20 protein-coding genes and 1 tRNA gene are annotated in these 20289 nt (G+C 66.9%); 9 read left to right on the top strand and 12 right to left on the bottom strand.

All coding sequences use genetic code 11. From position 1 onward, the window contains the following. Positions 1 to 3: 3 nt before the first annotated feature. From ACIQCM_RS15295 to ACIQCM_RS15265, 7 genes are all read right to left on the bottom strand, one after another. Positions 4 to 453, bottom strand: coding sequence for a ribonuclease domain-containing protein (locus ACIQCM_RS15295; RefSeq protein ID WP_400606969.1), 450 nt, complete (start codon positions 451 to 453; stop codon positions 4 to 6). A gap of 12 nt (positions 454 to 465) precedes the next feature. Next, entirely contained in the window at positions 466 to 2577 is a 2112-nt protein-coding gene (gene glgX / locus ACIQCM_RS15290) for a glycogen debranching protein GlgX (RefSeq protein WP_400606967.1), read from the bottom strand. A gap of 8 nt (positions 2578 to 2585) precedes the next feature. Next, a complete protein-coding gene (rlmB, locus tag ACIQCM_RS15285) occupies positions 2586 to 3575 on the bottom strand; it encodes a 23S rRNA (guanosine(2251)-2'-O)-methyltransferase RlmB (protein ID WP_400606965.1) in 990 nt (329 codons plus the stop codon). A gap of 86 nt (positions 3576 to 3661) precedes the next feature. Then, complete coding sequence (gene cysS / locus ACIQCM_RS15280) at positions 3662 to 5110, bottom strand: cysteine--tRNA ligase (RefSeq protein ID WP_400606964.1); 1449 nt, start codon at positions 5108 to 5110, stop codon at positions 3662 to 3664. 9 nt (positions 5111 to 5119) lie between these two features. Continuing rightward, positions 5120 to 5662, bottom strand: coding sequence for a 2-C-methyl-D-erythritol 2,4-cyclodiphosphate synthase (ispF, locus tag ACIQCM_RS15275; protein ID WP_400606962.1), 543 nt, complete (start codon positions 5660 to 5662; stop codon positions 5120 to 5122). Positions 5663 to 5664: 2 nt separating this feature from the next. After that, positions 5665 to 6447 (bottom strand): 2-C-methyl-D-erythritol 4-phosphate cytidylyltransferase, encoded by a 783-nt coding sequence (ispD, locus tag ACIQCM_RS15270; RefSeq protein ID WP_400606959.1) that lies wholly within the window; start codon positions 6445 to 6447, stop codon positions 5665 to 5667. Between the two features lie 100 nt (positions 6448 to 6547). Next, the gene (locus ACIQCM_RS15265; RefSeq protein WP_011690592.1) at positions 6548 to 7030 is read right to left on the bottom strand and encodes a CarD family transcriptional regulator; all 483 of its coding nucleotides are present in this window, start codon (positions 7028 to 7030) and stop codon (positions 6548 to 6550) included. A 256-nt stretch (positions 7031 to 7286) separates the two neighbouring features. On the opposite strand from ACIQCM_RS15265, the gene ACIQCM_RS15260 reads away from it, so the two are divergent. Beyond that, entirely contained in the window at positions 7287 to 7841 is a 555-nt protein-coding gene (locus ACIQCM_RS15260; protein WP_400606957.1) for a hypothetical protein, read from the top strand. Positions 7842 to 7939: 98 nt separating this feature from the next. Here ACIQCM_RS15260 and ACIQCM_RS15255 read toward each other — a convergent pair whose 3' ends face one another. Both ACIQCM_RS15255 and ACIQCM_RS15250 read right to left on the bottom strand, forming a co-directional pair. Further along, complete coding sequence (locus ACIQCM_RS15255; RefSeq protein WP_400606954.1) at positions 7940 to 8620, bottom strand: response regulator; 681 nt, start codon at positions 8618 to 8620, stop codon at positions 7940 to 7942. Beyond that, positions 8617 to 9864 (bottom strand): sensor histidine kinase, encoded by a 1248-nt coding sequence (locus ACIQCM_RS15250; protein ID WP_400606991.1) that lies wholly within the window; start codon positions 9862 to 9864, stop codon positions 8617 to 8619. Before ACIQCM_RS15250 ends, ACIQCM_RS15255 begins: the two co-directional genes overlap by 4 nt. Before the next feature lie 206 nt (positions 9865 to 10070). Between ACIQCM_RS15250 and phoU the strand changes: the two genes are divergently transcribed. Next, positions 10071 to 10733 (top strand): phosphate signaling complex protein PhoU, encoded by a 663-nt coding sequence (gene phoU, locus ACIQCM_RS15245; RefSeq protein WP_400606951.1) that lies wholly within the window; start codon positions 10071 to 10073, stop codon positions 10731 to 10733. A gap of 70 nt (positions 10734 to 10803) precedes the next feature. On the opposite strand, the gene ACIQCM_RS15240 is transcribed toward phoU, so the two are convergent. Continuing rightward, positions 10804 to 11550: a phosphoglyceromutase gene (locus ACIQCM_RS15240; RefSeq protein ID WP_400606949.1), complete on the bottom strand. Its 747-nt coding sequence runs from the start codon at positions 11548 to 11550 to the stop codon at positions 10804 to 10806. A gap of 81 nt (positions 11551 to 11631) precedes the next feature. On the opposite strand from ACIQCM_RS15240, the gene ACIQCM_RS15235 reads away from it, so the two are divergent. After that, complete coding sequence (locus ACIQCM_RS15235) at positions 11632 to 12447, top strand: class I SAM-dependent methyltransferase (protein ID WP_400606946.1); 816 nt, start codon at positions 11632 to 11634, stop codon at positions 12445 to 12447. A 59-nt stretch (positions 12448 to 12506) separates the two neighbouring features. Here the strand turns inward: ACIQCM_RS15235 and ACIQCM_RS15230 are convergent, their stop codons facing one another. After that, positions 12507 to 12845 carry a DUF2516 family protein gene (locus ACIQCM_RS15230; protein WP_400606989.1) on the bottom strand — a complete coding sequence of 113 codons (339 nt, stop codon included), beginning with the start codon at positions 12843 to 12845 and terminating at the stop codon, positions 12507 to 12509. 24 nt (positions 12846 to 12869) lie between these two features. Beyond that, positions 12870 to 14060, bottom strand: coding sequence for a trans-sulfuration enzyme family protein (locus ACIQCM_RS15225; RefSeq protein ID WP_400606944.1), 1191 nt, complete (start codon positions 14058 to 14060; stop codon positions 12870 to 12872). Between the two features lie 107 nt (positions 14061 to 14167). Here ACIQCM_RS15225 and tmk point away from each other — a divergent pair, with 107 nt between their 5' ends. The 6 genes from tmk to ACIQCM_RS15195 all read left to right on the top strand — a co-directional run bounded on the left by tmk (position 14168) and on the right by ACIQCM_RS15195 (position 20229). Next, on the top strand, positions 14168 to 14824 hold the full coding sequence (tmk, locus tag ACIQCM_RS15220; RefSeq protein ID WP_400606943.1) for a dTMP kinase: 657 nt from the start codon (positions 14168 to 14170) through the stop codon (positions 14822 to 14824). After that, on the top strand, positions 14821 to 15963 hold the full coding sequence (locus tag ACIQCM_RS15215) for a DNA polymerase III subunit delta' (RefSeq protein ID WP_400606940.1): 1143 nt from the start codon (positions 14821 to 14823) through the stop codon (positions 15961 to 15963). Before tmk ends, ACIQCM_RS15215 begins: the two co-directional genes overlap by 4 nt. A 17-nt stretch (positions 15964 to 15980) precedes the next feature. Further along, positions 15981 to 17576, top strand: a complete 1596-nt coding sequence (locus tag ACIQCM_RS15210; RefSeq protein ID WP_400606938.1) for an alpha/beta hydrolase — start codon at positions 15981 to 15983, stop codon at positions 17574 to 17576. A 104-nt stretch (positions 17577 to 17680) separates the two neighbouring features. Next, a tRNA-Thr gene (locus tag ACIQCM_RS15205) sits at positions 17681 to 17753 on the top strand. Positions 17754 to 17947: 194 nt separating this feature from the next. Further along, on the top strand, positions 17948 to 18895 hold the full coding sequence (locus ACIQCM_RS15200) for a DUF6454 family protein (RefSeq protein ID WP_400606935.1): 948 nt from the start codon (positions 17948 to 17950) through the stop codon (positions 18893 to 18895). A gap of 275 nt (positions 18896 to 19170) precedes the next feature. Further along, the gene (locus ACIQCM_RS15195) at positions 19171 to 20229 is read left to right on the top strand and encodes a glycerophosphodiester phosphodiesterase (RefSeq protein ID WP_400606933.1); all 1059 of its coding nucleotides are present in this window, start codon (positions 19171 to 19173) and stop codon (positions 20227 to 20229) included. The last annotated feature ends 60 nt before the right edge of the window (positions 20230 to 20289 follow it).

The following is a 20289-nucleotide window of genomic DNA, read 5'->3' as shown; positions in this document are numbered from 1 at the left end:
AGTTCAGCTGCCTTCCGCTATGAATCTGAATGATTCGTAATGATCGTCGGTGTAATACTTGTCGCCGCCTTCGCCGGCCACGATGCGGCGGGCCCCGCGGTCCGTTTCTCCGGGCGTCCGCACCGTGTATTCCCTGTAGTAAGCGGGCGCCTTTCGCGGCAGGATCCGCTCGAAATTGCCGAACGCCTGGTCGTCCTGCGTGTAGCGGTACGGCCCGCCCTCGCGGATCAGCGCCAGGACCTCCCGGCCCTCCGGCGGCAGCGCCGACTCGCGGATCTCCGGCAGGCCCGAAGGATTGGCGACGCCGGCCGGCGCCGCCGCGCCCACGGTGGCGGCCGTCGTCGGCCTTTCCGCCGTCAGGCCCGGCAACCCCGGTAATCCTGTGCCGCCCAGGGCAAGGAACGCCACGACGACGGCGGTCACCAGCAACGGGACGATGAAACGGTTGCGCACGGTAACGCCGGCCTACGTGCGGTAAATGTTGATGGCGAACGCCTCGAGCAGGTCCCGCTCGCCTGAGGCAACCCTGCTCCCCTGCCGCATCTCATGCAGCGGGGAGGTGGTGAGCCGGAGTTCAAACATCCGGCGGGATGCAGCGTCGCCGGGAACCGCCGGAAGCGTGAACTGGACATCCTCGGTGCCCCCGTTGACCACCACGAGCCCAGCGAGGCCTCCGTCGTCCGAACCCAGCAGAAGCTGTACTACGCGGTTGGCCGGGTCATTCCAGCGTTCCATGGACATGGGCTTCCCGTCCTGGCCGAACCAATGCAGGTAGGACTGCTCATCCCGGACCGGGAAGTCGTGCGGCTGGGCGGCCAGGAATTCCTTCCGCAGCCGGATATACCGCTTGGTGCTGCGCAGCATCTCGTGGGATTCCGGGGTGCGGGTCCAGTCGAGCCAGGCGATCGGGTTGTCCTGGCAGTACGCGTTGTTGTTCCCCTGCTGGGTGCGGGCAAGTTCGTCCCCGGCGGTGATCATGGGCACGCCCAGGGAGATCAGCAGCGTAGCCATCAGGTTGCGGCGGGACTGGGCACGCCTGGCCAGGATGTCACCGCCCTCTGTGGGGCCTTCCACGCCGTGGTTGTAGCTGCGGTTGTCCCCGTGCCCGTCCCGGTTCTGCTCGCCGTTGTCCTCGTTGTGCTTCCGGTCAAAGGAGACCAGGTCGTTCAGGGTGAAGCCATCGTGGGCCGTGATGAAATTGACGGACGCCAGCCGCGACCTTCCCGAGGGCTGGAACAGCGCAGCGGAACCGGAGAGCGAATCGGCCAGCCGGGCAATGGAGCCGCCCTGCCCGCCGGATTCCAGGGCGGCGCGGTCAGCGAGCCAGAAGGAACGGACGGAATCCCTGAAGTGGTCGTTCCAGTCCACCCAACCGCCCGGGAACCTGCCCGTCTGCCAGCCGCCGTAGCCCACGTCCCACGGCTCTGCGATCAGCTTGACGTCGGAGAGGACCGGATCGGCGGCGACGGCCACCAGGAAGGGGTGCCGCGGATCAAAGTCGTTCGCGGCGTTGCGGCACAGTGTGACCGCCAGGTCGAAGCGGAAGCCGTCGATGTGGAACTCATCCACCCAGTAGCGCAGCGAATCCAGCACCAGCTGGACAACCCGCGGTTCGCCGAAGTTCAGGCTGTTGCCGCAGCCGGTGGTGTCTACGTACCTGCCGTGCCCGTCGGTACGGTAGTACTTGTCCTCGCCCAGCCCGCGGAAGCTCATGGTGGGCCCGTCCGGGCCGCCCTCGGCCGTGTGGTTGTAGACCACGTCCAGGATCACTTCGATGCCGGCCGCATGCAGCAGCTTGACCATGCCCTTGAACTCGTCCTGCACAGCCTGGGGGCCGCCATCCTGTGCCGCCTGCGTGGCATAGCCAGGATGCGGGGCGAAGAAGGCAGCCGTGTTGTAGCCCCAGTAGTTGGTCAGGCCCAGGTCCTGCAGGTGCGGTTCGTCCAGGTGGAAGTGCACCGGGAGCAGCTGCACCGAGGTGATGCCGAGCCCCTTGAGGTGCTCCACGATGGCAGGGTGTGCCATGCCGGCATACGTACCGCGCAGCTCCTCGGGAACGTCCGGGTGGAGCATGCTTTGGCCGCGGACGTGCGCTTCGTAAATGATGGTGTTCCGCCATTTCACGCGCGGCCGTTCGTCGCCGCCCCAGTCGAAGGCGCTGGCCATCCGCACGCTGGTCAGGAACCCCTCGCGCTGGTCCACCGCCCGGCCGTAAGGGTCCAGCAGCAGGGGCTGCCCGCCGTCGTCGTCAATGTCCCGGGTGGGAACGGCGACCGGGAGGGACTCCTTCGCCGCAGCCTTCCGGAACCCGTAGCGGGAGCCGTACGGCAGGTCCTCCACGATCCCGTGGTGGACCCCGTGCGTGACATTAGGCAGGGCCTGGACCCGCCAGTCTCCGCCCGGGGCGATGTAGACGATCTCCAGGCTCTCAAGGCCCGGCGCGTAGCAGGCCACGTTTGCCCGGCCGCCCGCGTGGTGCCGGGTCCCACCCGAATCCCCGCGCGGCACCGTCACCCCGAGGGGCTGGGCCGTGGAGGAATCGATGGTGGAAGCGGTGTCGAAGAGCGGCATGACCATGGGCGCAGCTATGTGGTGGCGCGCTGGCGGGAAACCTCGTACAGCGAGATGCCCACCGCCATCGACGCGTTCAGGGACTCCATGGCGGAATCGATGGGGATCGATACGATCTGGTCGCAGTTCTCCCGCACCAGCCGGCTGAGGCCCTTGCCCTCGGAGCCAACCACGATGCACACCGGCTCCGTGGCCAGGGTGAGGTCGGGCAGCGAAACGTCGCCGTCGCCGTCGAGGCCCAGGACGTAGATGCCCATCCCCTTGAACTGCTTCAGGGCGTTGTTGAGGTTGGACGCGCGTGCCACCGGAACGCGGACCGCCGCACCGGCGCTGGTCTTCCAGGCGGATGCGGTGACGCCCACGGAGCGGCGCTCCGGAACGATCACGCCGTGCCCGCTGAAGGCGGAAACCGAGCGGATGATGGCGCCGAGGTTGCGTGGATCCGTGATGCCGTCAAGGGCCACGAAGAGCGGCGCGTTGGCGATGTGCCCCTTTTTCCACTTCTCCACCGTTTCCTCGGCGAGCTCGTAGGCGTCCTGGTAGTCGTACGGCGGAATCTGCAGGACCAGGCCCTGGTGGACGGCGTCCTCGGTCATCCGGTCCAGCTCCGGTTTGCCCGTTTCCAGGAGCGGGATGCCGCGTTCGGCCGCGAGCTTCAGGGATTCCTTGACGCGGTCGTCCATTTCGATCCGGATGGCCACGTGGAGCGCCTTGGCGGGGATGCCGGCGCGCAGCGCCTCCACGACGGAGTTGCGGCCCGTGACCATTTCCTCGGTGGCGCGGCCCTTGGGGCCGGACTTCGAGGCGCCCGCGCTGCGTGCACCGGTGCCGCGTTTGGCGGCCGAGCGTTCCGCGAGCTGCTTGGCCTTGTGTGCCTTGTGGTACGGGCGGTCCTCCGCCTTGGGCGTGGGGCCCTTGCCTTCCAGGGCCTTGCGGCCATGGCCACCGGTTCCGATGGTTGGGCCCTTCTTCGCTTTGACCGATCGGCGACCATTGTTGGCCATGTGTTCCACCCTTGATTGTGATGACTGAGTCTGGCTACAAGTCTACGCAACCCGATGAAATCGCCGGACCCGGCCTGAAACTGGCCTCAGTCCCGCTTCAGGCTCCACGTTGCACCGTCCGGACCGTCCTCAACCACGACGCCGGCCTGCTTGAGTGTGTCGCGGATGGCGTCGGAGGCGGCCCAGTCCTTGGTGGCGCGGGCCTGGGCGCGGGCGGCCAGCTGGGCTTCCACCAGGACATCCAGCGCGGCAGTTTCGGGGCCGCCGCCGGCCGGGCCGGCGGCTGCAGCGTCGAGGCCAAGGACGCGGGTCATGGCCTGTACCTGGCGGAGCGCATCACTGGCGGCCTCCAGGCTGCCCTCGGTCAGGGCGGTATTGCCGGACCGGACGGTGTCATGGAGGACGGCCAGCGCCTGGGGCACATTCAGGTCGTCATCCATGGCGCGTTCGAACGGTTCGGGGACCTGGCCGGAGGCGTCCGACGTACCGTCCGGCAGCGCACGGACGGCGCGGCTGATGAAGCCGTCAATGCGTTCGACGGCGGCTGCGGCCTCCTGCAGGGACGTGGGGCGGTAGTCCAGCACCGAGCGGTAGTGCGCCTGCCCGAGGTAGTACCGCACCACCCGGGGCGATGCGAGCTGGAGCATTTCCGCAGGGCTGATGGTGTTTCCGATGGACTTGGACATCTTCTCGCCCTGATAGGTCACCATGCCGTTATGCATCCAGAAGCCGGCGAACGGGTGCCCGGCCGCCTGGGACTGGGCCATCTCGTTCTCATGATGCGGGAACCGCAGGTCCAGTCCGCCGCCGTGGATGTCGAACTCGGCGCCGAGGTATTTGGTGACCATGGCGGAGCATTCCAGGTGCCAGCCCGGGCGGCCGGTGCCCCACGGGGAGTCCCAGCCCGCCGTCGTCGGCTCCCCCTCCTTGTGGCCCTTCCAAAGGGCGAAGTCGCGCGGGTCCTTCTTGCCCCGGGGGTCAGCGTCCGGGGCCGCCTGCATGTCATCAATGTTCTGGCGCGTGAGCGAGCCGTAGTTGGCCCAGGAGCGGACGTCGAAGTACACGTCCCCGGAGCCGTCCGTCGCGGCGTAGGCGTGGCCGCGGTCGATCAACTGCCGGATGAGGGCGTGCATTTCCGGGATGTGGCCGGTAGCCCGGGGCTCATAGGTGGGCCGGGAGACGCCCAGGGTGTCGTAGGCCTTCAGGAATTCCTGTTCGTAGCGGTACGCCAGCGCCCACCACTCCTCCTCGCGGACGGCGTCCTGGCCCGCTTCAAAGCCGGGGCTGAAGGATTCGGCTGACTTGGCCAGGATCTTGTCGTCAATGTCCGTGACGTTCCGGACCACCGTGACCCGAAGGCCCCGGTACTGCAGCCAGCGGGTGAGCTGGTCGAAGGCAATGGCGGAGCGGATATGGCCAACGTGCGGCATCCCCTGCACCGTGGCCCCGCAGTAGTACAGGCTGGCCTTGCCGGGGACGAGGGGGACGAAGTTCCGGACTTCGGCGGAGGCGGTGTCATAGAAGCGCAGGGTCACCGCTCCAGATTAGCCGATGGTGCCGGGCGCACTGCGGGGTGCCTGCTGGCCTGCGGGTTCTGCCGTTGCCGCCGGATACACGAGCGCGGTGGCTATGGCAGAGATCCCTTCTCCCCTGCCGGTGAAGCCCAAACCGTCGCTGGTGGTGGCCGTAACACTGACGTCGGCGCCTGCGGCTTCGCTGAGGATCCGGCGGGCCTCCTCCCGGCGGGGCCCGAACTTGGGCCGGTTGGCCACCAGCTGCACGGACACGTTGCCTATCTCGAAGCCGGCGGCCCGCACAATCCGCGCGGCCTCTGCCAGGAGCGCGGTGCCGGACGCCCCCGCGAACTCCGGCCGGTCCGTGCCGAAGTGCGTGCCCAGGTCCCCGACCCCCGCGGCCGAAAAGAGGGCGTCGGCCGCAGCGTGCGCCACGGCGTCCCCGTCCGAGTGCCCGGCCAGGCCACGCTCCCCTTCCCAGTGCAGTCCTGCAAGCCACAACGGACGGGGGTCGCCGTCCGGGGCGAAGGCATGGACGTCGATCCCAATGCCGGTGCGCGGCAACACCGCCACCGCTAACCCTCCACCCAGCGTGCGCCGAGCGGCCCCTCGAGCAGGCCTTCGGCAAAGATCAGGTCCAGCGGGGTGGTGATCTTCAAGGACTGGATGGAGCCGCGGACCGTGTAGACGGGAGTGCCGAGCATCTCCACGAGCATGGCGTCGTCCGTCACTGCTGCTGCCTGCCCCGGTTCCAGGTCCTGCGCCGCGTGGTGCGCGTGCCGGAGGGTTTCCACCCGGAACCCCTGCGGCGTCTGGACGGCGCGCAGCTCTTCGCGGGGTGCAGTGCCGGTAACCACTTCGGGTGCTACCGCAGCGTCCGGCCCCTGCGTGGGAGCCACAGTCTTGACCGTATCCACCACGGCGACGGCGGGGATCACTGCTGCGGCGCCGGCGGCCAGGGCATCAGCGACGCGGTGGAAGACCGCTTCGGGCGTCAGCGCCCGCGCCGCGTCATGGACCAGGACGGCTTCGATCCCGTCCATCAGGGCCTCAAAGCCGGCCCGGACGGAGTCGGCCCGGGTGGCGCCGCCGTCAACAACGCTCAGCAGCGGGCCGCCGTCGGCCAATTCCTCCTGGAAGTCCGCGCAAAGCTTCCGCAGCGCATCGTCCCCGGCAGGAAGCACCACGCAGACCTGGCTGGCCGTCCCGGACGAAACAATGCCGCGCAGGGCATGCATCAGGATGGGCTCTCCGCCCAGCGGCACGGCGGCCTTGGGCATGCCGTAGCCCAGCCGTTGCCCGGAACCTGCTGCTACGAGAATCACCGCTGTGACCAGGCGGTTGGGTGTTTCAGTCATGGGCACAAGCCTACGTCCCCGGGAGGTAGCCGGCCCCGCCGGCCGCAATTGGGCAAAAAGAAGCCCCGGCGGCACTCTGTGTGCCACCGGGGTTCAATTCTTAGGAAGCCAGGACCTCGTCGAGAACGCTTGCAGCCTTCTCCTCGTCGGTCTTCTCGGCCAGCGCCAGTTCTGAAATCAGAATCTGCCGTGCCTTGGCCAGCATTCGCTTCTCGCCTGCGGAAAGGCCCCGGTCGTGATCCCGGCGCCACAGGTCGCGGACAACCTCGGCCACCTTAATGACGTCACCGGAAGCAAGCTTCTCCAGGTTTGCCTTGTACCGGCGCGACCAGTTTGTGGGTTCTTCGGTGAACTCGGCACGGAGAACGTCAAATACGTGCTCCAGGCCTTCCTTGCCCACTACGTCCCGGACCCCAACAAGGTCAACGTTTTCTGCTGGAACTTCAATGGTCAGATCACCCTGGGCCACCTTGAGCTTGAGATACATTTTCTCTTCGCCCTTGATGGTGCGCATCTTGATTTCTTCAATCTTCGCAGCACCGTGGTGAGGGTAAACTACTGTCTCGCCGACCTCAAATACCATGTGGACATTTCCCCTTTCCCGCAGACCAGTTTATCACGATTCAGGCATATGCCCGGCCGGGTGAAGGCCCTGGAACCGCGAAAATACGCGGAAAATGGGCACAATTGGCACCCTCCACCCCCTTGACGAACGCGGATAATAGTGCATGCGGCGGGTGCTGCCAAGGAGGATGTGACGGCCCGGAATCCTTGATTGGCCTGGTTTGCCGATAGGCTATGCGTGATTAATGTTCCAACCCTCTCAAGGAGTACGTGACGTGCGTTTCACTGCGACGACCCGGGCCCAGCGCGGCAAACTGGCATTGACGGCTGCCGCTATCGGCATGGGCCTGCTGACGGCAGGCTGCAGTTACATCACGCCCCAGCAGACCACGCACCAGTACTCCTCCTCGGACGGCATCCGTGCTGACCTGGGCCCCCTGAAGCTGCGGAACATCCTGGTCGTTTCCGCCGGTGAGGACCAGCCCGGCCGCCTGATCGGCGCCGTTTACAACGAATCCTCCAAGGATGTCACGCTGAAGATCAGCGGTGCGGAGGGTTCGGAGGCCGAGGTTCCGGTCAGGGCCAACTCCTACACGCTCCTGAACGACACCGCCGAGGAAGTCATCCTGGACACCACCGGCGGCATCCCGGGATCCCTGGTGGACATGGAAGTCAGCGAGGACGGCACCAACGTCAGCAACACGGTAAAGGTGCCGGTGCTGGACGCCACGCTGGAGGAGTACAAGGAGTACCTGCCGGCCGGCAGCGAGCCCAGCGAGCCGGCTGCGCCGACCGCGGCGCCCTCCGAGAGCGCTGCTGCGGGCCACTAGGACACACCGGGCGGAGAGACGCCTGCATAGGGAAAGGGAGGGGCCGGTGGCCCCTCCCTTTCCCTATGCCTGTGCAGTCACTGCTGCCGGCCCCGTTGCTACGGCTCGAACTTATAACCCAGCCCGCGCACCGTCACCAGGTACCGCGGCGCCGAAGGATCCGGCTCGATCTTGCCGCGCAGCCGCTTCACATGGACATCCAGCGTCTTTGTATCCCCCACGTAGTCCGAGCCCCACACGCGGTCGATCAGCTGCCCGCGCGTGAGGACCCGCCCGGAGTTGCGCAGCAGCATCTCCAGCAGTTCGAACTCCTTGAGCGGAAGCAGCACCTGCTCCCCGTCCACGCTGACCACGTGGCGCTCGATGTCCATCCGGACCGGGCCGGCCTGGACCGTGGCGGAGACCAGCTCCTCGGGCTCGCCCTGCCGGCGCAGCACCGCCCGCACCCTTGCCACGAGTTCCCGGGAGGAATAGGGCTTGGTGACGTAGTCGTCGGCCCCCAGTTCCAGCCCCACCACCTTGTCGATCTCCGAATCCTTGGCGGTCAGCATGATCACCGGCACGGAAGAACGCTGCCGGAGCTGGCGGCACACCTCAGTCCCGGACAGGCCGGGCAGCTGCAGGTCCAGGAGCACCAGGTCCGCGCCGTTCCGGTCAAACTCGGTGATGGCTTCCAGCCCGTTGTCCACCACCTGCACCTCGAATCCCTCTTTGCCCAGCAAATAGGACAAGGGATCGCTGAACGATTCCTCGTCCTCGACAATCAAAATCCTGCTCAAGCGCTGGCTCCTCGTTTTTTCGCGCCGGCGGCGCTGGATACTTGGGTTTTGATGGGTCCGGCATTGGCCTGCTCGGGGGGACCGGCTACGGCTTCCGGTGCCGGCGGCAGGAGTTCGGCCGCTTCCTGCCCTTCCATCTCCGGCAGGCGGAGGGTGAACGTAGAGCCCTGGCCCGGCTGGGACCAGAGGGTCACTTCCCCGCCGTGGTTGGAGGCCACGTGCTTGACGATGCTCAGGCCCAGCCCGGTGCCGCCGGTGTGCCGCGACCGGGCCGAGTCCACCCGGTAGAACCGTTCAAAGACGCGTTCCTGGTCCTCGGCGCTGAGGCCCTCCCCCTGGTCAGTGACCGAGATGGATACCAGCCCGTCCCTGGTCCGGACGCCGATGCCTACCCGGGTGTTGGGCGGCGAGTAACGGATGGCGTTGTCGATGAGGTTCCGCAGGGCTGTGACCAGCAGGTCCTGGTCCCCGAACACCGTGCCTTCGGCACGGCCACCGACCACGATGCTGATGTTCTTGCTCTCCGCCGGCAGCTGGGAGCGGTCCACCGCCTCGGCGATCACGGCGTTCACATCCACGGGACCGCCCTGCTGCGTCACGCTGGCGCCCTGAAGGCGGGACAGTTCGATGATGTCCTGCACCAGAGCAGCGAGCCGGCCGGACTCCTTGTGCATGCGCTTGGCGAAGCGGCGGACGGCCAGTTCGTCATCGGCGGACGATTCGAGCGCCTCGGCCAGCAGCGAAATGGCCCCCACAGGGGTTTTGAGCTCGTGGGACACGTTGGCCACGAAGTCATTCCGGATTTCTTCGGTGCGGGTGATCTCGGTACGGTCGTCGGCCAACAGCAGGATGTATTCCTCTCCCAGCACCGCGGCCCGGACCTGGACGACGATGGTCCCCTGGCCCAGCGGACCGCGCGGCAGTTCGAGCTGTTTCTCCAGGATCACGCCGTCCCGCCGGACGCCCGCTGTCATGTCCAGCAGTTCCTTGTGCACGACGGTGTGCCCGCGGACCAGCCCGTAAGCGTACGCCGCCGGGCTCGCCCGGACCACGCCGTCTACCGCGTCAACAACCACGAAAGCACGCCCGACGACGGCAAGCACCTCGGCGGCCCCGGCGGGCAGCGAGAGCTCGTCGGAGCCGGCGTCGAGGATTTGGCGCTGTTTTTCACTGACCCGGTAGGCCAGCACGCCGAAGGTGCCAAGCGCCAGGCCAACCAGGCCGGCCACCAAGCCGATTAGCATAGGATCCACAGGTCCACCTTATGCGCTGAAATTTGCCTTACCGGCGAGTCAGGCCCGCCCGGGCCGACGGTTCAACTAACGTTCATCTGCAAGGACTTAACCGTTTACCGCATACTGGCAGGGTAACGAGTTGGAGTGCCTAACGGCGATACGATTCCTGCCGCCGTGGTCACGGCCGGTGGGAGTTCCGAAGAAAGGACGCCCACGTGCGTAAGGTTTTTCAGGAAGAGCTCACCCAAGTCGGTGACCAGCTGGTGGAAATCTCCCGCCTGGTCAGCGAAGCAATGGAGAAGGCGACCACCTCGTTCCAGGTAGCGGATGTGGATCTTGCCCAGGACGTCATTGCTGCCGATGCGCGGATCGATTTCCTCCAGAACAGCCTGGACGAGCGCGCCATCGACATCCTCGCGCTGCAGGGCCCCGTGGCCAGCGACCTCCGGATGCTCGTTGGATCGCTCCGCATGAGCGCCTCCCTGGAACGCATGGGTGACCTCGCCCGGCACATCGCCCAGCTGGCCCGCCTCCGCTACCCCTCAACGGTGATTCCCGCCTCCATGACAGAGACGTTCAACCGCATGGCTGAACTGGACCAGGAAATCGCCGACAAGCTCACCGTGCTGCTGGAGACCCGCGACCTGGAGGTGGCCCGGGACGTCCTCAAGGCCAACACCGCCATCAACGACCTGCACCTGAGCGTTTTCAAGGCCATTGCAGCTCCCGAGTGGAACGAGTCGCCCGCCACCACCGTGGATGTTGCCCTCGCCAGCCGGTACTTCGAACGCTTCGCGGACCACGGCGTCTCCGTCGCCCAGAAGGTGACCTACCTGGTCACCGGCGCATGGCAGCCGAACGGCACCGAACACAGCTAGCCCCTCGGGGACAGACGACGGCGGGCTGGCCACCTCAGGTGGCCAGCCCGCCGTCGTCTGCGTTAGCGCCTTATTTCTTGCCCTGGTTGGCTACGGCCAGGATGGCCTGTTCCGCGGCTTCAGGGTCCAGGTAGGTTCCGCCGGGGTTGACGGGCTGGAAGTTTTCGTCGAGGTCGTACACCAGCGGGATACCGGTGGGGATATTCAGGCCGGCGATGGCTTCGTCGCTGATGCCGTCCAGGTGCTTGACCAGGGCACGCAGCGAATTGCCGTGCGCGGTGACCAGGACGGTTTTTCCGGCCTTCAGGTCTTCCTTGATGTCCGACTCCCAGTACGGCAGGAGCCGGACCAGCACATCCTTGAGGCACTCGGTGCGCGGGAGGGCGTCGCCGAGATCCGCGTAGCGGGGATCGTGGGCCTGGGAGAACTCGGAGCTGTCGTCCAGGGGCGGCGGCGGGGTGTCGTAGGACCGGCGCCACTCCATGAACTGCTCCTCACCGTATTCAGCGAGCGTCTGTGCCTTGTCCTTGCCCTGCAATGCGCCGTAGTGGCGTTCGTTCAGGCGCCAGTCCCGCTTCACCGGGATCCAGCCGCGGTCAGCCTTGTCCAGGGCTATGTTGGCGGTGTTGATGGCGCGCTTGAGCAGCGAGGTGTAGAGCACGTCCGGCAGAACGTTGTTCTCCACCAGCAGCTCACCGCCGCGTGCTGCTTCCTCGCGGCCCTGGTCGTTCAGGTCGACATCCACCCAGCCGGTGAACAGGTTCTTGGCGTTCCATTCGCTGTGGCCGTGGCGCAGCAGAATCAGCTTGTAAGTCATGATTTTCATCCTAGCCGAGCAGTTACGGGCGTTGCCGGGCGTTACGCCGCTGCGGCGGGGCCCCCGCGATAAGGTGGCACGGTGGTGCAGAAGGCTGAACGGGTGCAGGGCGGCCATGGCCGACCGGTGGGGAATGTTACCCGCGGCACCACCAATCCCAACCGCATGCGGCGGGTGGACCGCTGGGTGACGGGACCGCAGGCCTGGCGCCTTCGTACAGCGGCTGACCCGCTGGTAGTGGACCTGGGCTACGGCGCGACGCCGGCCACCGCCGTCGAACTGTATACCCGGCTGGCCGCAGCGCGGCCCGACGTGCGAGTGTACGGCATCGAAATTGAACCAGAGCGGGTCCGGGCCGCGCGTCCGCTCGAACGCCCGGGCCTGAGCTTCCGGGTGGGTGGTTTCGAGCTTCCCGTCGCCGGACGGCCGGTCCTGGTGCGCGCGTTCAACGTGCTGCGGCAGTATGAGGAGGCGGACGTCGCCGGGATCTGGCAACTGGTGCAGGGACGGCTCGCGCCGCAGGGGTTGTTTGTCGACGGAACCTGCGACGAGATCGGCCGCCGCGTGGCGTGGGTGGCGCTGGACTCCGAACGGCCGCTTTCGCTGAGCGTCTCCGTCCGGTTCGGAAGTTTCGGCCTGCCGTCAGAGGTTGCGGAGCGGCTGCCGAAAGCGCTCATCCATCGGAACGTTCCGGGGGAACCGGTCCACACGTTCCTGCAGGCCATGGACCGTGCGTGGCTGGAGTGCGCCCCGCTGGGCGCCTTCGGCAACCGGCAGCGCTGGCAGGGAATGTGCCGGTCCCTTCGGGACGCGGGCTGGCCGGTCCAGGATGGACCGGCGCGCTGGCGGCTCGGGGAACTGACGGTGGCCTGGGAGGCCGTGGCGCCGCGGGGTTAGCAGGCACGGGCGGGCAGGGGTTCCTTGGGCGGGCGTGGAGCCCAGGGAGCCGGTGGCCCCTACCAGGGGCCGTACGGCCCCATGTTCCGGCTGCCTCCGCGGCCCGCGTCCTTGACGGCCGGGCGAACATCGGCGAGGTAAACCGAGGCGGCGACGACGGCGGCCAGGCCGAACAGCCCCAGCGTGCCAAAGATGCCTGAGCTGCTGCTGAGCAGCGAAATGACGCCGATCAGCGCGGCACCACCGGTCAGCGCCAGCCAGAATCCCTTGGTCCGCTTGCCCGTGGCCTCGAACGCGTTGGCCCGGTGCCGGGCGCAGTCAACCAGCGCCCAGAGTTCCAGCCCCACCGCAACCACGGCAAGGACCAGGAAAATCGTCCGCTCAACAAACCCAATCATCGAATCAACGTCCACGGGACAAGCCTAGCCGTCCAGCCGGTCCAGCGCCTGCTTCAGGTCCGCCCACAGGTCCTCGACGTTTTCGATGCCTACGCTCAGCCGGACCAGGTTCTCCGGGACGCTTTGCGGCTCCGCGGTGTGGCGGCGCCGGCGTTCAATGAGGGACTCCACTCCGCCCAGGGAGGTGGCCGGGAGCCACAGGTCCACCGCCCGGACCAGCCGGTCCGCCGCTTCGGCCCCGCTTTCTCCGCCTGCCGGAGCAAGTTGGATGCACACGATGGAACCGAAGCCGGTCATTTGTGCCTTCGCGCGCTCGTGGCCCGGGTCCCCGGGCAGCCCGGGGAAGCGCACGGACTCGATCCGCTCTTCCCGGCTCAGCCGCTCGGCGAGGACCATGGCGGACGCCTGGGAACGCTCCACGCGCAGGGCCAAGGTCCGCAGGCCCCGGAGCGCCAGCCATGCTTCGAAGGGACCGGCGATGGCGCCGTGGATGGTGCGGTGGTGCAGCAATGCCGAGCGGATGTCCGGGTTGCTCGTCACCAGGGCACCGAGGACGACGTCGGAATGGCCGGCCAGGTACTTGGTCACCGAGTGGAGGACGACGTCGGATCCAAGCTTGAGCGGCTGCTGCACCAAAGGGGTGGAAAAGGTATTGTCCGTGACCACGATGGCGCCGGCGGCGTGGGCGGCTTCAGTGAGTGCGGCGATGTCGGCGATTCCCAGCATCGGGTTGGTGGGGCTTTCCAGCCAGAGCATGGCTGCAGCCCGCGAGTCCGGACCGGCAGGCGCCAGCGCCGCCTTTACAGCGGCGGTGTCCGAAATATCAACGGTGCGCAGTTCCAGGGCGCCCTTTTGCGCCAGTTCGGTGGCCATCACCAGGGAGCCGGCGTAGCTGTGCGTGGGCATGACCAGCACTCCCCCGGCAGGGATCAGGGACAGGGCCGAACTGACGGCGGCCAGGCCGGAGGCGTACAGAAGCGCGGGCAGTTCGGCACCCTCCAACTGGCCGAGCGCCTCCTCGAACGGGTCCCACGTGGGGTTGGAGTATCGCCCATAGCCGCGGTCGCCGTCGGCCAGCGGTCCGGTGCCGAAGTATGTGGAGGACAGGACGATCGGCGGGTTTACCGGCTGGTCCCGCCCGCGGGCGGGACGACCCGCGGCAACCACCACCGTCTCCGCGGACAGGGCGGCGGCATGCTGTTCGGAAAGACTCATGCTGACAGAGTACTGTCCGGTCCCGGCAGGCCGGAAAGCGATGACAGGCCCCGGCACTTACCCACAGCGGGTCCCGGAAAGTCGGTCCGGATCGGTAGGCTTTAGAAGTGAGCACATCAAGGGCCGGACTCTTCATCGCGTTTGAAGGCGGCGACGGCGCAGGCAAGTCCACCCAGGCTGCCCGGCTTGCTGAAACGCTGGAATCCCGGGGCCTTTCCGTCCTCCGAACCCGCGAGCCGGGCGGCACCCCCATCGGTGAGAAGCTCCGCTCGCTGGTGCTGGACCACGGCCATGGCCACATTGACGCCCGCACCGAGGCCCTGATTTTCGCCGCGTCGCGGGCTGCGCATGCCGAGCAGGTCATCCGGCCGGCGCTGGAACGTGGCGGAATCGTGCTGACGGACCGTTACATCGATTCCTCCGTGGCTTACCAGGGAGCCGGCCGCGGCCTGGGGACCGGGGCCGTCCGTTCCCTGAACGAGTGGGCGACCTCGGGCCTGGAACCACAGCTGACGGTCCTGTTGGATGTGGAGCCCGGGGTAGGCCGCAGCCGCCGCACCGCCGGGGACGCCGCCGAGGACCGGATGGAGTCCGAGGCCGACGACTTCCACGCGCAGATCCGGGCCGCCTTCCTGAAGCTTGCCGAGGACCGCCCGGAGGCCTATCTGGTGCTGCCCGCCCGTCTTCCCGTCGAGGAGCTGGCCGGGCGAATCCTGGCGCGGGTGGACGCCCTCCTTGACCCGGACCGGGGAGGCAGCGCGTGACCGTATGGGATGACCTGCAGGGCCAGCCCGCCGTCGTCGGCCAGTTGCGCCAGGCGTCCAGCGGCGAAGGGCTGACGCACGCCTGGCTGTTCACCGGCCCGCCCGGATCCGGCCGTTCGAACGCTGCAAAGGCGTTCGCTGCGGCGCTGAACTGCGACCAGGAGGACGTCACCCGCCGCGGCTGCGGAACCTGTGCCGCCTGCCTGACGATCCTGGGCGAAACACACTCGGACGTGACCTTCGTCCGCACGGAGAAGGTCACCATCACCATCGACGAGGCCCGTGAACTCGTGGCCACTGCCGGCAACCGGCCCTCGTCCGGCCGCTGGCGCATCATCGTGGTGGAGGACGCGGACAGGATGGCAGAGCGGACCACCAACGTGCTGCTCAAGGCCATCGAGGAGCCCACGCCGCGGACGGTGTGGATGCTGTGCGCGCCGTCCCCGGCGGACGTCCTGGTGACCATCCGGTCGCGCTGCCGCAGCGTGGCGCTCCGGTTGCCGCCGGCGTCGGACGTGGCTGCCCTCCTGGTTAAGCGCGACGGCGTGGAGCCCGCTCTTGCTGAACGCGCGGCGCGCGCGGCGCAGAGCCATGTTGGAATTGCCCGGCGCCTGGCGCGCGACCCCGACGCCAGGGCCCGGCGCCTGGAGACCGTCCGCTTCCCGCTGGGACTGCGCGGGGTCACCGCGGCCGTGATGATGGCCGAGAAGCTGGTCAGGATCGCCACCGCGGAGGCCACCAGCTCCAACGAGGAACGGGACGCAGCGGAGAAGGCGGCGCTCCTGGCCACCCTTGGCGCACCGGAAACCGGCACCCTGCCGCCGGCCATGCGCAGCCAGGTAAAGCAGTTGGAGGAAGACCAGAAGCGGCGCGCCAAACGGTCCATCACCGACTCACTGGACCGCACCCTGACGGATCTGCTGTCTTTTTACCGCGATGTGCTGGTCATCCAGCTCGGGAACGCCGTTGAACTGGTGAACGTTGAGCTGAGGAGTGAACTCGAAGAGTTCGCCGGACGCTCCACGCCCGAAGCCACGCTCGCCCGGATGGACGCCATCAACAAAGCCCGCGAACGCATCACCACCACCAACGTTGCACCGCTGTTGACCATAGAGTCCATGGCAGCCAGCCTGATCTGACCTTCCAAGGAGACCCGATGACTGCCCGTCCATCCGCCGCACGGCACCGATTTCCTGCCGGCGGCGCCAACGGCCGCGCCCGGGCGGGCCGCCCCCTGCGTGCCGCGGGGGTCCTGGCGCTGACCCTGGTGCTGGCGTCGTGCAGCCTGCTGGGCGGCGGGGAGGACCGGGCGGAACCGGCCACGGCCAAGGCCGACCCGTCGATCGTGGCGGGCGCCCCCGAAGGCCTGGAGGAGTTCTACTCCCAGGAGGTGGTATGGGAGCCCTGTGAGGAAGACTTCCAGTGCACCCAGGTGACCGTTCCCATGGATTACGGCAACCCCGACGGCGAGACCATCCAGATCGCCGCACTGCGGGCCCCCAGCACGGGAAAGAAAAAGGGAAGCCTTCTGGTCAACCCGGGCGGTCCGGGAGCCTCCGGATACGACTTCGTCAAAGACGCAACGCTGACGCACTTTTCCCAGCCTGTGCGCGACGCGTACGACCTGGTGGGGTTCGACCCCCGCGGCGTGAAGCGGTCGGCGCCCGTCAAGTGCATGACCGATGCCGAACGCGATGCAGCGCGGGCCAAGATCTACGACCTCGACACTGAGGCCGGGCTTGCGGCCGCGCTGGCCGACAATAAGGCGATCGCCGCGCAGTGCATGGAGCAGACGGGCCCGTCGCTGGCGCACATCGATACGGAGAGCTCGGCCCGGGACCTGGACATCCTGCGTGCCGTGGTGAATGATGCCAAGCTGAACTACCTGGGCTACTCCTACGGGACGTTCCTGGGTTCCACGTACGCGTCACTGTTCCCGGACCAGGTGGGCCGGATGGTGCTGGACGGCGCATTGGACCCCTCCATCAGCAACGAGGAACTGACCCGCGGACAGGCCCGGGCGTTTGAAAAGGCCATCCGGTCCTACGTGGCCGATTGCCAGCGGCAGGACGGCTGCCCGCTGGGCGGTGACGTGGATTCCGGCGTCCAGTTGATCCGGGACCTGATCAACGGCATCCAGCAGAACCCGCAAAAGGCCAAGGATGGCAGGCTGGTCAATGCCACGACGTTCGTCAGCGGCCTGATCACGCCGCTCTACAATGACGAAAGCTGGCCCGCCCTGACCCAGGCGATCGAGGCTGCGCTGGACGGGGATGTCAGCCTCATGCTGCGGCTGGCAGACATCGGGGCCGACCGGTCCTCCAACGGCACCTACACCTCCAACTCCACGTTTGCCTTCAATGCCATCAACTGCCTGGACTATCCCATGGAGGCCGACGCCGGGGCCATGCGTGCCGAGCAGCGGCGCCTCATGCAGGACTCACCCACGCTGGGCTACTTCTTCGCGTACGGCGGTGCCAACTGCGCCGACTGGCCGTACGAGAACGTCCGGACGCCGGCCCCGGTGGAGTACACGGGCGATTCCCCGATCGTTGTCATTGGCACGACGGGCGACCCGGCCACCCCGGTGGAGTGGGCGGCATCCCTGCGCAAGCAGCTGGGGAACGCGGTGCTGATGACATGGAAGGGCGAGGGCCATACCGCCTACGGCCGGTCCAATACCTGCATCGAGGACCCCGTCGACAACTACCTGGTCAATGGAAAGGTGCCTGCGGACAACACGGTCTGCTAAGCCTTCCGGGCCGGGACAGGGCCCCATTTTGACCCGGGCGCCGGGACTCTATTACAGTTGTCTCTTGCATGAACGGCCCGGTTCCGCCGGCAAATTCACGCGGTGCTTCCTTAGCTCAGTCGGTAGAGCGTTTCACTCGTAATGAAAAGGTCATCAGTTCGATTCTGATAGGAAGCTCGGGATAAACCCCGGACAGCCCCTAGATCCAGGGGCTGTCCGGGGTTTTTCGCTGGTTAAACTGCAATTACGGGCGACCAATGCCCCATGGAGAGTTTCACCCCTTGGACACCTCCAGTTGTCCCTCTTGCCACTCCAGGCACCTATGTTGGATCGCACCCTCACCGGGCTCCCGATCAAGCACCTGGAGTGACATGAAGATGAAACGCATCCTGGCGGTTACCGCAATCGCCGTCGCCACCCTCACGGCCGGAACCTCTGCTGTGGCCACCAGCGGGCAAACGCTCAAAGGTCTCACGCCGGAAGCGGAAGCCTTTAGCAAAGTGGACCGCAACACGCAGTGGCAGCAGGTCCAAAAGCTCAAGCTGGACTTCCCCACCTTCCACCCGCAGGGCATGTCCCTCGTCGGCGACAAGATCTTCCTGAGCAGTGTCGAGATCATCGAACCGACCGTGCGCTATCCCTCCCCCGTCGACGGCTACGACCGCAGCACGGGCAAGGGCCGCGGACACGTCTTCGTCATTGACCGCCAGGGGAAACTGCTCAAGGACATCGTCGTGGGCGAGGACACCGTCTACCACCCCGGCGGCACGGACTTCGACGGTTCCAAGCTCTGGGTGCCCGTAGCCGAATACCGCCCCAACAGCCGCTCCATCGTCTATACCGTTGACCCGGACACGTATGAGGTCAAGGAAGAGTTCCGCCAGTCAGACCACGTCGGCGGGGTCGTGGCGGACCGCAAAACCAACCGGATCAGCGGCGTCAGCTGGGGTTCGCGCAAGCTCTTCACCTGGAACGGCGAGGGCAGGCTCCTGGGCACCCAGGCCAACCCCAGCCACTTCATCGACTACCAGGACTGCGAGTACGCCGGGGCCGGTCACCAGCTCTGCTCGGGTGTCACCAACCTCAAGACTGCTGACGGGAACCCGTTCCAGTTGGGCGGCCTCGCCCTGACCGACCTCGCAACCGCAGACATCGTCCACGAGGTGCCTTCCCAGCTGTTCTCCACGGCCGGGCACTCGATGACCCGCAATCCGGTGGCCCTGGAGTCCGACGGCGACGTCCTGCGCATGTTCGCCGCACCGGACGACGGCGAAGAAGTCGCTGGAACTGAGCTCTTCGTATTTGAAGCCCGCCCCTGAGGCGAAGCACATCCGGGCGCGTGTTCGGAAGCCGGTTCAACGGCTTCCGCACCCGCGCCCACTGCCGCTGAAGGTAGGAAGAAGAACCTAAACGGCGCCGGCTGGACCCGTTTCACCCCAATTCCGCTTGGCTCATCCGGAACTGCAGTGGCGTCGCAGCACCTCACGTTCACCCTCGCGTCAGGCACGATCCACCTGCCCGTCCCCTGCGATACAGGGGACGGGCACAGGATGGGCAGGTCCATCCCCAAGACATCACGCTGGAGAACCCAACCATGAAGTACACCAAGCTGCTGACCGCAGCCGCCCTCACCGCCGGCCTGGCAATGGGAACATCCCTCCCGGCCCACGCCGCGGACCTCAACCCCCACGGTACCGCGAACCACTTTGACCTCCAGGCCCACCGCGGCGGGCTTGGCCTTACGGTTGAATCAACCCTCGCTTCCTTCGCCAAGGGCCTTGAGGTGGGCGTGAGCACGCTCGAGCTTGACCTGCAGATCACCAAGGACGGCCGCGAGGTAGTCACCCACGACCGCAAAATCAGCGGCCTGAAGTGCAAGGACACGGCACCCGTCACTGCCGGTGACCCCGACTTTCCCTACGTCGGCAAGTACATTAAGGACTTGACCTTCGCCCAGGTCCGCACATTGGACTGCGGCTCACAGACGCTCGCCAACTACCCGGGCCAGCAGGCTTCCGCCGGCGCGAAGATGCCCACCCTCGCCGAGGTCTTTGATCTGGTGAACAGCTACCGCGCCAGCCAGGTGAAGTTCAACATCGAGACCAAGGTCGAAGCCGGCGCCCCCGAGCAGACCGCTCCCCGTGAACAGTTCGTCGACGTAGCATTGCGTGAAATCAAGGCAGCCCACATGGAGCACCGTGTCTCCATCCAGAGCTTCGACTGGGGCGCACTGCGCCTGGTGCAGGAACGCAATCCCAACATCCGTACCGTCGCCCTGACCAACAAGGACTTCCTGCAGGCGGGCAAGCCCGGAGCATCACCCTGGCTCGGCGGCATCGATTCCGACGACTTCGGCGGTGACCTGGTCGAGGCCGCGTCCTACCTCGGTTTCGACGCTATCTCCCCGGTCCACGGAACGCCACAGAACGGCAAGGTCACTGACGAAGGCTACGTCCCCTACGTCACGGCTGACATGGTGGAGCGGGCCCACGCCAAGGGCATGCAGGTGGTCCCCTGGACCATCAACGACCAGCCCACCATGCGCGCGCTGATGGACGCCGGCGTGGACGGCATCATCACCGATTACCCCGACCGCCTCCGCGAGGTCGTCGCCGAGCGCGGGCTGAAACTGCCAAAGCAGTACTCGCTGTAGCACCCCCGGAGAGCCGCAGGGCCCCTGTTCCGCACACCGGAGCAGGGGCCCTGCCGGTAT

Source organism: Pseudarthrobacter sp. NPDC092439, from assembly GCF_044754945.1.
Taxonomy (GTDB): Bacteria; Actinomycetota; Actinomycetes; order Actinomycetales; family Micrococcaceae; genus Arthrobacter.
This window is presented reverse-complemented; position numbering and strand designations above follow the sequence as displayed.